Genomic DNA, 12,805 nt, shown 5'->3' on the forward strand with positions numbered 1-12,805 from the left:
TGCTCCGCTTTGGAAAATCCTTATGAGCAAGTGTTCAATCAAAAGGAGTGATATCATGTCTCAGCAATTATTACGAGAAATTACAAGTGACTATCAAAAGACTGATGTACCAGATTTCCAAGCCGGAGATACTGTCAAAGTATCGGTTAAAATTCGTGAAGGAAATCGCGAACGGATTCAGATTTTTGAAGGATTGGTTATCAAACGTCAAGGTGGCGGCATTGGTGAAACTTTTACTGTTCGTAAAGTATCATACGGTGTTGGTATTGAGCGTACATTCCCAATTCATTCGCCACTTGTAGACGACATCAAAGTTGTCCGTCGTGGTAAAGTCCGTAGAGCACGTTTGTTCTATATCCGCGGTCTTTCAGCAAAACGTTCTCGAATCAAAGAAAAACGATAAGGATAAAAGCCACATGGATTGTGGCTTTTTCTTTTAATTGGCACTTTGCACAAATCAATGAAAAGTTTTCATTTTTGTGTTCTTATTAGTTGAAAACATTTTCACTTGTGATATAATCATAGTGATGAAAGAAGGTGCTTATTATGAGTAAAGCAACAATCTATGATGTTGCTGGAGCTGCTCGAGTCAGCTTAGCTACTGTTTCAAGAGCCATTAATAATCCGGAAAAAGTAAAACCTGAAACCCGTGAGCGTGTGTTGCGTGTTATTGAGGAATTGGGATACAAACCAAATGCCTTTGCCAAGGGGCTTGCAAGTCGTAAAAGTACAACCGTTGCTGTTGTTGTACCAGATATGAGTCGGGCATCGATTGCCGAAATGATGAATGGTATCGCCGATATTGCTCGGGTGTATAAGTATTCGATTTTGCTGTATGTTTTAGAGAGTGAAGACGCTAGTGAAGAAGATATTTTGCGAGAAATTATTGCTGCCCAAGTCGATGGGATATTGTACTTGAATGATGAAATTACATCACCACAATATGAATTTCTTCGCACGATCAAAAATACCTATCAGATTCCTGTCGTGTTAACCAATACGTTCTACCCAGAAGATGATGAAATTCCATCTGTTTCGATTGATTACGAACGCGCTGGATATGAAATTACCAAGAAGTTATTAGACGAAGGTCGGAAACACATCTACATGGTTTCAACCGTACGTAAATACATGGTAAATGATTTGAAGGAAGCAGGTTATTTACGCGCTATGAATGAATCTGGATTAGAGCCAAAAGTGATGCGAACAAGTGGGCGTATTTCCATTAACACCGAACACTTTAACGAGTACTTCAAAGACAATAAAGTCGATGGTGTCATTGCGGTTCGCGATTCGATTGCGATTAGCTTTATGAATGTGGCATTTGAAAATGATGTACGGATTCCAGAAGACATTGGTGTATGCGGATTCCAAAATACAAAATATGCTCGATTAGCACGACCTCAATTATCTTGTGTCGATTTACCAATTTACGACATGGGTGCAGTGGGAATGCGTTTATTAACAAAATTAATGAACAAAGAAGAAGTAACTGATCGTGTAATTAAATTACCACACAGTATCGTACTTCGTAAAACAACCTTATAACAAAACGACGACAAAGACGAGAATATCAAGTGTTTATTTGTAGAGACTTAGTGGCTGGTGAAAACTAAGATAAACCGATATGTATACCCTTTGGAGTGCCTTGTGAAAAGCACGGCCGGTAATTCCGTTATCATGAATGAGTGCTAGAGAAATCTAGAAATAAGGTGGTACCACGGACTTACAAGTTCGTCCTTTTCCGAGGACGAACTTTTTTATTTTTTATTATATATGGAGGACAAAACAATGACTTTATTAGAAGAGTTAAAATGGCGCGAGTTACTGTTTGATGTAACCGATCCTGAATTAGAAGACAAATTAGAACAAGGAGCTATGACGTTTTATGTTGGTGCAGATCCAACCGCAGACAGTCTCCACGTTGGCCACTTAATATCCTATCTCGTATCGAAACGATTGCAAGATCGGGGACATCATCCTATTTTAGTGATTGGTGGCGGAACTGGTCTAATTGGTGATCCAAGTGGACGTAGTACAGAGCGACAACTACTGACCCTCGAAACATCACTCACGAATGCAGAAGCCATCACAAAACAGGTAATAAACATTTTACCAACAGCAGAAGTTGTAAATAACTATGATTGGATTAGTACCTATGATATCATTACGTTTTTACGAGATATTGGTAAACATTTCAATATTGGGTACATGATGGCAAAAGATTCGGTGAAGAGTCGATTGGAACAAGGAATTAGTTTCACCGAATTTAGCTACCAAATTATTCAGTCTTTAGATTTTATGCATTTATACAAAGAGCATAATTGTGAATTACAAATTGGTGGTCAAGACCAATGGGGAAATATCACAGCGGGATTGGAACTAATTCGTAAAATGCTTGGTTCGGAAGAAAAAGCCTATGGATTCACATGGCCATTATTAACCAAAACTGATGGATCTAAGTTTGGAAAAACAGCAGGTGGAGCCGTATGGTTGGATAAGGATCGAACAAGTGTTTATGAGTTTTTTCAATATTGGATTAATACCCCAGATAAAGATGCAGTTAGTTTCCTTAAAAAGTTTACATTCTTTAGCGTTGATGAGACAAAACGTATCATAGATGAATTTGAAAAGGCTCCACATAAACGTTTGGCACAACACAAAATTGCAGAAGAGTTGACTGTATTGGTGCACGGTAGAGATGCATATGAAAGTGCGTTGCGGATTTCAAGTGCTCTGTTTAGTGGTGATGTCCAGTCGTTGTCCGCGGATGAAATTCGTGAAGGATTTAAAGATGTGCCTTCAATCGTATTACATGAAGAATTGGATCTGGTTGATGTATTAATTGAATCTGGATTGGCATCTAGCAAACGACAATCTCGGGAATTTATTTCCAATAATGCAATCAGTGTGAATGGTGAAAAAATCCAAGACTTAAATTTTGTGGTCAGTAAAACTAACGCCATCAATAATGAGTTTACTGTACTGCGTAGAGGAAAGAAAAAATACGCCTTAATTAAACATGGAAGAGATGCATAAGCATCTCTTTTTTTGTTAAAAAAAAGAGGCACATCACTGTGCCTCTTGGTCATTACATTCGGTAACATGGGAATATGCCATAATGAAAATCTCTTTGATATGATTATCTTGTAAACTGTAAAAAACTTGTTTTCCTTGTTTTCTTGCTTTGACGACATGCAAATCACGTAAGAGTTTTAACTGGTGACTAATCGCCGACTGACTTGTATCAAGCTCATTCGCAATGTCTTGAACACAAATTTCGTTGTCCAATAATAATTCGATAATGCGTAGTCGTGTAAAGTCACTATAGATTTTAAATAATTGTACTGCCTCGGTTATGTTTCTAATCTTGTCATCATCACACATTCTTGTTCCCCCTTGTATAAATTAATCGTAAACTATTTACTACGGCAATTAATGTAATACCTACATCAGCGAAAATTGCCATTAACATCGTTGTCATATCAAATCCTGCAAGCACTAAGAATAAAAACTTAATCGATAGGCTGAATATAATGTTTTGATACACGATATTCTTTGTCTTATGGGCAATATTAAGCGCTTGTTCAAGGAGCGTTAATTCTTTTCCCATAATAACAACATCGGCGACATCTATTGCGATTTCGCTTCCATCACCCATCGCAACGCCGATGTCAGCATTTTTTAATAATGGTGCATCGTTGATTCCGTCACCAACAAACATTTTATTCTTTTTCGATTTCAATTGATTGAAGGCATCTACTTTTTGATCCGGTAGCAAGCTGCTGACAAAATTGATATTACCCAAGTCATCGGCTACAGTTGTAGCAATGGCTTTGTTGTCTCCGGTTAACATCGTGATATGGTATTTTTGGGATAATCGTCGAATGACATTTCGTGAAGAATCCTTAATCGTATCGGAGATGATAACGCGACCGATATATCTTCCATATTTACTAATAAATACGTTACTTCCAACAACATTTTTCTTATCGGAAACTTTAACTTTGTGCTTTGTGAGGAGTTTACGATTTCCAGCAAGAATTGTACCTTCCTCTGTAGTTACCACAAGTCCATATCCAGGAACTTCCTCGACGTTTTCGAAGTCGTAATAATCGCCTTCGTAATAGTTAACAATCGACTGTGCGATTGGATGATTGCTATATCGTTCGATACTTGCAGCCAACTTCAAAGTTTCTTGATCACTAAAGTCAGTCACTTCGAAATTGCCGTGTGTTAATGTACCTGTTTTATCAATTCCTATCACGTCAACATTGGTTGCCATATGAAGGAATGAACTACCTTTGAATAAGATCCCCTTGCGTGCTGCAGACCCAATTCCTGCGAAGTACGATAATGGTACGGAAAGCACTAGAGCACATGGACAACTGACAACGAGAAAGATTGCTGCACTATAGATATAACGCTGGAAGTTGTTTGGGTCGAATAGAGTTGGAATCAAGAACATCAAGAATGCTGCGACGGTAACGGTTGGTGTATAATACCGTGCAAATTTGGTAATAAAGTTTTCTGGACGGGCTTTATGGTTTGTTGAGTTCTCGATTAAATCAATCATTTTAGCGATGGTTGATTCGGTGTATTCTTTCTTTGCTTCAATTTCAATAACACTACCGACATTAATGTTTCCTGAAAGAACATAATCGCCTAGTTTAACCGTGGAGAGTTTTGCTTCCCCAGTTAGAGCACTAGTGTTTAACGATGTTGTTCCCTTCACGATTGTACCATCAACAGGGATTTTCTCACCGTTTTTAACTACAAGACGATCTCCTTTTACAATCGATAAGGGATCCACAATGATGACTTTATCACCTTCGATTTTATTGGCGTATTCAATCTTTAAGTCGATCAATGTCGATACTTCCTGTTTACTTCGATGAACCGCTTGATGTTGCAAATACTCACCAACGGTATAGAAGATAATAACCAATGCGGCTTCATAATAGTGGTTTAATGCCATAGCGGCAATCGTTGCGATAAACATCAGGGTGTTTTCATCAAATACTTGTCCACGCCGAATACCTTTGTATGTTTTTCGTGCGATTTTATAGGCGATAAATACATATCCTAGCCAATACAAGGACAAGTATCCTATCGTAATATCAAAGTATTCAAAAATGTAACCAATGAGATAAATCGCAACACCAATGAAGAAGGTATAGTATGTTTCAATTTCCTTTTTGGTTTCCATGAAATGTCGCTTATCGTAGGAATAGGTGTCTACACCATCTTCAATACTATCCACAATTGTGCGGATTTCAGGGATCGCATTTTCTTCATCGTATTCATCGGTCGCGTCAATTAGCATTACTTGGTTAGGGAAGTTAAAACTTGCTGAATTAATATATGGGAGTTCCGTTAGTGCTTTTTCAATACGTCCAGCACAGTTGGAACAGATTAGGTTTCGCATAATCACTTTTTTAATCATAATGTATCACCTCGAATGATGATCCCTTACATAGGATTGCTCGTGTGATAAATACTCATAGATTATATATGAATGTATACTCATATGTCAAGTTTAATAATAAGTTTTCCTAATTTGTATTATATCGCAGTTTTTTTTGAAATACAAACAATCTCATAATGACTGGTTTAATATCGTTGAAAAATACCATTATTAATGGTATATTATTTTAGAAAGGGTGATATTATGGATTTTTATCAATACGTGTTAGATCATCAAGATGAGCTTCTTAAAAAAGCCAAAGAATTACTTCAAATACCAAGTGTATTGGATAAATTCAATCCGGAGAGTGATACACCGTTTGGACAATCAATCAATGATGCCTTACATTACATGCTTGGCATGGCACAAGCAGATGGATTTATTACGAAAAACATCAATAATTATGCCGCTCACATCGAGTATGGAAGTGGGAAGGAAATTGTCGGGGTATTATGCCATTTGGATGTGGTGCCTACGGGAGATGGATGGAGCAATCCACCATTTGATCCGATCATCAAGGATGGGAAATTATTTGCTCGCGGAGCGGGAGATGATAAGGGACCAACCATGGCGGCGTATTTTGCCCTGAAGTTCTTGAAAGAGATGGACGTCGAATTGCACAAACGAGTTCGGATTATTCTTGGGACGGATGAGGAAACAGAGTGGCGTGGTATTAAAGAGTACTTTAAAACCGAAGAAATGCCCGATATTGGGTTTGCACCGGATGCAAGCTTTCCGTTGATTTATGGTGAAAAAGGGATTTTGACATTTGACATCACCGGTAAAACCGACGATCAATCCTTGGTAACGTTTACTGCTGGCGATCGCTATAATGTCGTACCTGATTATGCAGAATGTACATTGCGTGTAGATTTGCAGGATGAGTTCGATAAATATTTATCGTTCAATGGGTTGCATGGAGCATATGAAGAAGGAACCTACAAAGTATACGGAAAACGTGCTCATGCGATGCAACCGAATTTGGGAATTAATGCCGCATTCATTTTAGCTCAGTTTTTACATGAACACATTGATAATCCATTTATCACGTTTATTAATGAATATTTAACATTTGATCATTTAGGTGAGAAGTTGCGAATTGATCATTTTGATGACGAAATGAAAGAATTCACAATGAATCCTGCGGTCTATCAATACAAAGACAATGAGTTTAAGATTGGAATTAATTGTCGTTTCCCCAAAGGATGGGATAAAGACAATGCCTTTTTAAATATCAAAGCAGCAGTAAAACACGTTAACTTTAAATATAAAATCATTACCGATTTGCCAGTCCACTATGTATCGAAGGACGATCCTCTAGTATTGACATTGCATCAGGCGTATCAGAAATACACTGATGATGTTGATAGTGAACTCCTCACCATTGGTGGAGGAACCTATGCCCGTAGTTTGAAAAAAGCAGTCGCATTTGGCCCCAATATGCCAGGACGAAAAGATGTAGCACATCAAGTTGATGAATACATTTATGTCGAAGACTTACTGAAAGCAACCGCTATCTATATGGAAGCAATTTATCAGTTATCAAAATAACTTTTACTCGAGGTGATTCCATGGATGAATCCTACCACAAAGAATTGCTTGATTTCGTTGATTTTTCCATTGCTGATCACGAGCTAGTGTACGATGAACGCGGTAATCCAATTGATTATCGCTATTTGTATGTCAATAAAATGTTTTGTGATTTGATGGGCATAAAACAAGAGGAAATCATGGGTAAACTAGCATACGAAATCTTTCCCAAGATCGAAAAGACGTGGTTGAATATTTATCATGAAGTCGTTCAAAGCGGAATCCCAAAACACTTTACAAATTACACTGAAGAAGTGGATCGATACTTTAATATTTATGCGGTTAAAACCGGTGAGAATCGTTTTCTAACGAGTTTTCGTGATTTAACGTCGTATGTTAAGAGCGTGGACCCAAGTATGCAAGAGAATCTCGTTTCGACGATGTTTGTGTCGACCGAAACAGCGTATTTTGAGTTTGACTTACGAAACAAACAATTTGATTATAGTGATCGTCTCCCAGAACTAGTTGGTTTGGAATCGATTACGTACCAAGATTATGTCGATTTGTTTACCATCCATATTCATCCCCTTGATCAAGCGCGATTCCAAAAGCAAATGGATCAGCTATTTGATGGTACGATCGATCAAATGGCGTCCCAAGTTCGTTTTCAAAACCAAGCCACAAAAGAATACGTATGGATTAGTTACTTTGCCTTTGTTGAGGAGCGCTACCGTAATTTCCCGATTCGGATACGGGGATTGGTGAAAGACATTGATCAAGAAAAACATCAAGAAATGCAGCGCGAACAAGCGGATCGTTTATTCCAGGAAACACGGAAAATTGCAAATATTGCAACATTTTATTTTCATATGCAAGAACAGCAATTTGAACCCTCTAGAGAGTTGGATGAGTTTTTTGGGTTGGAGAGTGTGATTGATTTGCAACAAGTTCGTGATATCATTCATCCAGATGATTTAGAAGATTATGATTATTCGACCAACCATATTCGCAATAACCCGTCTGGGATGACAACGAATTATCGAATCATTAAGAATGGTGACTTTCGATATGTGCAATCCAGCATATTTGCTCAAAAGGATGAATATGGTGAAGTCTCTGAGGTCTTTGGAATATTACGTGACCGTACCAACGAAGAACTCGCCCAACAAGAAATATCATTTATGGCAACTCATGACTTATTAACAAAATTATACAATCGAAATCAATTTGAGAAGTATTCACATCAACAAGAGATTGATATGGACGCTGCGTTAATGATTATTGATGTGGATGGATTAAAACTGATTAATGATGCCTTTGGTCATCTTGAAGGAGATAAACTGCTCATCAGTTTGGCCGATATCTTGCGTGATATATTTCATGAGGAAGATGTATATCGCATTGGTGGGGACGAATTTGTGATTCGGATCCCACAAGCAACCACAGAACGCGTACACGCGCTAGAAAAAGAACTGAAAGTACGTGTCAGTAATTTCCGGATATATGGGGTCGGATTTGATATTAGTAGTGGATATAGTTACTTCCGCGAACACGATTCATTTGATGAAACGTTCCGTCAAGCGGAAAACATCATGTACCGACGTAAGTTAACCAATCGAAAATCACGGAAGAGTACGGCGTTAGCAACCATATTGGAAACCCTTCATGAACGAACCGAAGAAACCGAGGCGCATTGTCAGCGCGTCAGTAATCTAGCAGAGGATCTATTGCGCTCCACGGGACGAAAACGGGATTACGAGATTGAAGAGATTCGCTTAGTAGCCGACTTGCATGATATTGGTAAAATATCAATCAGTGAACAATTACTAAGCAAACCAGGACGATTAACTGAAGAGGAATACGAGGCAATTAAGTATCATAGTGAGAGTGGATATAAAATCATTTCCAACATTATCGACAATGAGGATATTGGGATTGCGATTTTATATCATCATGAACGCTATGATGGACGAGGATATCCGCATGGATTACGTGGTGATGAGATACCTCTATATTCTCGCATCATCAGTATATGTGATGCCTACGATGCAATGACCACAGATCGTGTGTATCATAAAGCACGAAGCAAGAAACAAGCATTAAAAGAAATTAAGGACAATGCTGGAACACAATTTGATCCAGACCTTGTCAATCAATTTTTAACCATTATTAAGAAGCGGTGATACAATGCGATTACGATATGTAAAAGGAGCTCGTGAGTTGATTGAAGGTCATCCTGAGTTCATCTATGACGACATCGAGCACGATCCGATTTATTTGGACAATTTCTTTGTCAAACAACAACCTTTGTCGGTGGAAATCGGGATGGGTAAAGGACAATTTATATATCAGATGGCACAACAATATCCCCATCGGAATTTCATCGGTATTGAAAAATTTGATTCTGCGATTGTCAAAGCACTCCAGAAATTGATTGATCAGCCGTTGGACAACTGTCGTTTAATCCGGATGGATGCCCAGTTTATATTGGATTTATTTCAACCGCAATCGATTGAACGAATCTACTTAAATTTTAGTGATCCTTGGCCCAAAGCTCGCCACGAGAAACGGCGATTAACGAATCCACGGTTCTTACGACTCTATCAAGAATTACTGATTCCACAGGGAGAGATTCACTTCAAGACAGACAATGATGATTTGTTTGCCTATAGTCTCGAAACAATGAAACAGTTTGGAATGGAAATTCTGTCGGTGGAATATGATTTACATACAAGCCCAAAACATGCTATTATAAGTACGGAGTTTGAAGATAAGTTTGTGGAACAAGGCGTTCCAATCAAACAGTTGATTGCACGATTCAAGGAGGATAATGATGGATAAACTATATCGGGATTTGGTCGATTTACCGGGAGCACCTAGTTTTGAAAAACCGATACGAGACTACATGCGAACACAGTTAGAACCTCATGTAGAAGAGATTATTGAAGGTCGTCTAGGTAGTATTTTTGGGGTGATTAACAAAGATTTTGACGGACCCAAAGTTATGATTGCTGGTCATATGGATGAAGTGGGTGGAATCGTCACGGGAATCAATAAAAACGGATTGATTAAAATGACGAATCTAGGGGGGATGCATGGAAATGTATTTCTCAGTCAACATGTTGATATTATCACCGATGATCTCGAAAAAATTCCTGGTGTTACCGCTAGTAAACCACCGCATTTATTACGGGGAACAGATGAAAAACCAACCGATATAAAATTTAATGATTTACTTGTTGATATCGGTGCAAACAACGACGATCATGCCAAAGAACTTGGGGTACGTGTAGGACAACAAGTCGTTGCCCGTAACCATTACACCGTCAGTAAAGATGGCGAAAAAATCTTCAGTAAAGCATGGGATGATCGCTTTGGTTGTGGGATGGCACTAGAAATTGCTCGCGATACCAAAAAGGAAGACTTAAAATGCCAGCTTTATACTGGTGCAACAGTCCAAGAAGAAGTGGGACTACGGGGTGCAAAAACCGCAGCTGGTTTAATTAAACCGGATGTCTTTATCGCGATTGATTGTAGCCCGTGTGCCGATTCATTTGATGGCGATGACGTCAGTGGCAAAATCGGAGAAGGATTTTTACTTCGATTCTACGATCCCAGTGCAATTATGCATCAAGGAATGAAACAGTTTATCATCAATGCTGCCGAAGAAGATGGCATCAAATATCAATATTATAAATCGATGGGTGGAACCGATGCAGCACGTGTTCAACTTGCCAATGGAGGGACACTTGTCGCGACGATTGGGATGCCTGCACGTTACATCCATTCAACCACCTCGATGATCAGTACGAAAGACTATCAAGAAGTGAAGAAAATCGTCTATAAAATCATTCGTATGTTCGATGCAAAAACAGTTGATCAGATTAAACAAAACGTTTAATTTTATCATATAAAACTTATGGGACCCTTGTGGCCTAAAAAGGAGAAAAAAATGAATATGAAAACAAGAGAACTAACCTTGACAGCGGTTCTTTCAGCAATCGTTCTTGTCATGGCATTGGTTCCGAATTTTGGCTTTATTAATGTCAATGCATTTGTAGGTTTCACCATAATTCACATTCCGATTTTAGTCGGTGCATATTATGGTGGCCGTAAAGTAGGCGGGTTTTTAGGAGCCCTGTTTGGAATCACCTCATTATTTGTGGCGTTTACCCGACCAACTTCACTACTCGATCCGGTTTTTACCAATCCGATCGTGAGTGTGTTACCGCGTTTCCTCATCGGATTTTTCGCGTATGACGTCCTCAAATTTTTCCGGAAATTGGTCTCCAATGAATTTCTTCAAAACGGATTATTCTTTGGTGTAATGACGCTATTTCATTCGTTATTGGTCATTCCTTTGATGTATATCGTGGCGAAAAACAACTGGTTTTTCGATGTCTATGATGTCTTAAATCGTGTGTTAGAAACCGAAGTTGGTGCTGAACTAACACAGGCAGACACCATTGGGACAATCGATTTTATTGCGAGCTATTTTCTAAGTAGTGGAACGATCTTTGGATTTATCGCAACAATCTTTATTTTTAACTCGCTACTTGAAATTGCTGTTGCAATTGTCGTTGGTGTACCCGTCGCCAATCGTTTGAATGTCGTCTTAAACAATCAGGAGTGATGCGCCATGTTAGTTGTAATTGATATCGGAAACTCCAATATTGTACTTGCCCAATATACCAATCAACTGGGCCCGACTTATCGGTTTACGACCGACAAAACGAAAAGCGTTGATGAGTACTATGTGTTATTGCGCGATGTACTGAATGGTGCCGACGATATCATTGTCTCTAGCGTTGTCCCAGAACTCAATATCATCATTAAGAACTTAGCGATTAAATATTACGATATAACGCCAATATTTGTCGGACCAGGGATTAAAACCGGAATCAAAATTATCGTGGATAATCCCAAAGAAGTGGGTTCGGATTTGGTTGCGAGTGCCGCCGCAGTATTGGATGAATATACCGACAATGCAATTGTCGTCGACATGGGGACTGCTACAACCTTTACTTATATTGAACACAAGATTATTAAAGGAGTGGCAATCATGGCTGGATTGGTGACGCAACGGGATGCCTTGGTACACAACGCATCACAATTGTCCCAATTTGAATTTACAACCCCGAAAAAAGTACTCGGAACCAATACGATTGATTGTTTGAACTCTGGATTACTCTATGGTCATGCGCTGATGATTGAAGCCATGGCACGGAAAATTCAAGACGAGTATAAAACATCCCCCACATTGATTGTTACAGGTGGTGCGTCACGGTTTGTGAAAGACTTGTTATCGTATGACACAATCGTTGATGAACTATTACTTCTAAAAGGGTTGGTTGTCATTTATCAAAAGAATCAAAAATAAGAGGATTGTCCTCTTATTTTTTTGTTTTACAAGAAAAAACAACGGGATTCTGAGAAAACCCCTAGTGTACATTGACAAATGGTCATTTATTATCTATAATTATTAGTAATTATACTTGAGGAGAGAAATGATGATTTTTGAAAAAGTGAAAGAGCTTATTGCAGAAGAATTAGGTATTGAAGAAGACACCATTACATTAGAATCCGATTTAACGGAGGATCTTGGTGCCGACTCCTTAGATGCAATTGAATTAATCATGGAAATTGAGTCTCAATTTGATGTCGAGATTGCCGACAGCGAAGCAACCAAAATCAAATTGGTTTCCGATATCGTAAAATATTTGGAAAACCAAGGAAAATAATACTCAGATTACTGAGTATTTTTTTTATTCTATGGTACAATGAACATAGACAATAACGAGGTGAATA

Annotated in this window: 12 protein-coding genes and 1 other annotated feature; of the genes, 10 read left to right on the forward strand and 2 right to left on the reverse strand. The window is 38.5% G+C overall.

The window, feature by feature from the left end; translation table 11 throughout:
• The first annotated feature begins 55 nt into the window (after positions 1 to 55).
• The 3 genes from rplS to tyrS all read left to right on the forward strand — a co-directional run bounded on the left by rplS (position 56) and on the right by tyrS (position 3,039).
• Positions 56 to 403: a 50S ribosomal protein L19 gene (gene rplS, locus G4Z02_RS07185; protein ID WP_258877333.1), complete on the forward strand. Its 348-nt coding sequence runs from the start codon at positions 56 to 58 to the stop codon at positions 401 to 403.
• Positions 404 to 546: 143 nt separating this feature from the next.
• Entirely contained in the window at positions 547 to 1,548 is a 1,002-nt protein-coding gene (locus tag G4Z02_RS07190; RefSeq protein ID WP_258877334.1) for a LacI family DNA-binding transcriptional regulator, read from the forward strand.
• Positions 1,547 to 1,745: a binding site (T-box leader), on the forward strand. It overlaps the preceding gene by 2 nt.
• Before the next feature lie 46 nt (positions 1,746 to 1,791).
• Positions 1,792 to 3,039, forward strand: coding sequence for a tyrosine--tRNA ligase (tyrS, locus tag G4Z02_RS07195; protein WP_258877335.1), 1,248 nt, complete (start codon positions 1,792 to 1,794; stop codon positions 3,037 to 3,039).
• 33 nt (positions 3,040 to 3,072) lie between these two features.
• On the opposite strand, the gene G4Z02_RS07200 is transcribed toward tyrS, so the two are convergent.
• A complete protein-coding gene (locus G4Z02_RS07200) occupies positions 3,073 to 3,387 on the reverse strand; it encodes an ArsR/SmtB family transcription factor (RefSeq protein WP_258877336.1) in 315 nt (104 codons plus the stop codon).
• Complete coding sequence (locus G4Z02_RS07205) at positions 3,380 to 5,446, reverse strand: heavy metal translocating P-type ATPase (protein ID WP_258877337.1); 2,067 nt, start codon at positions 5,444 to 5,446, stop codon at positions 3,380 to 3,382. The genes G4Z02_RS07200 and G4Z02_RS07205 overlap by 8 nt, the downstream gene beginning before the upstream one ends.
• 225 nt (positions 5,447 to 5,671) lie before the next feature.
• Here G4Z02_RS07205 and pepV point away from each other — a divergent pair, with 225 nt between their 5' ends.
• The 7 genes from pepV (at position 5,672) to acpP (ending at position 12,738) form a co-directional block, all read left to right on the forward strand.
• Positions 5,672 to 7,018: a dipeptidase PepV gene (gene pepV / locus G4Z02_RS07210; protein ID WP_258877338.1), complete on the forward strand. Its 1,347-nt coding sequence runs from the start codon at positions 5,672 to 5,674 to the stop codon at positions 7,016 to 7,018.
• A 20-nt stretch (positions 7,019 to 7,038) separates the two neighbouring features.
• Positions 7,039 to 9,180, forward strand: coding sequence for an HD domain-containing phosphohydrolase (locus tag G4Z02_RS07215; protein WP_258877339.1), 2,142 nt, complete (start codon positions 7,039 to 7,041; stop codon positions 9,178 to 9,180).
• Between the two features lie 4 nt (positions 9,181 to 9,184).
• Positions 9,185 to 9,838, forward strand: a complete 654-nt coding sequence (gene trmB, locus G4Z02_RS07220; RefSeq protein WP_258877340.1) for a tRNA (guanosine(46)-N7)-methyltransferase TrmB — start codon at positions 9,185 to 9,187, stop codon at positions 9,836 to 9,838.
• Positions 9,831 to 10,898: a M42 family metallopeptidase gene (locus G4Z02_RS07225; RefSeq protein ID WP_258877341.1), complete on the forward strand. Its 1,068-nt coding sequence runs from the start codon at positions 9,831 to 9,833 to the stop codon at positions 10,896 to 10,898. Before trmB ends, G4Z02_RS07225 begins: the two co-directional genes overlap by 8 nt.
• A 51-nt stretch (positions 10,899 to 10,949) precedes the next feature.
• Positions 10,950 to 11,630, forward strand: a complete 681-nt coding sequence (locus G4Z02_RS07230; RefSeq protein ID WP_258877342.1) for an ECF transporter S component — start codon at positions 10,950 to 10,952, stop codon at positions 11,628 to 11,630.
• A gap of 6 nt (positions 11,631 to 11,636) precedes the next feature.
• On the forward strand, positions 11,637 to 12,377 hold the full coding sequence (locus tag G4Z02_RS07235) for a type III pantothenate kinase (protein WP_258877343.1): 741 nt from the start codon (positions 11,637 to 11,639) through the stop codon (positions 12,375 to 12,377).
• 130 nt (positions 12,378 to 12,507) lie between these two features.
• Entirely contained in the window at positions 12,508 to 12,738 is a 231-nt protein-coding gene (gene acpP, locus G4Z02_RS07240; RefSeq protein ID WP_258877344.1) for an acyl carrier protein, read from the forward strand.
• The last annotated feature ends 67 nt before the right edge of the window (positions 12,739 to 12,805 follow it).

Origin of the sequence: Candidatus Xianfuyuplasma coldseepsis, from assembly GCF_014023125.1 — a bacterium.
In the GTDB taxonomy this organism is placed as follows: domain Bacteria; phylum Bacillota_I; class Bacilli_A; order Izemoplasmatales; family Izemoplasmataceae; genus Xianfuyuplasma; species Xianfuyuplasma coldseepsis.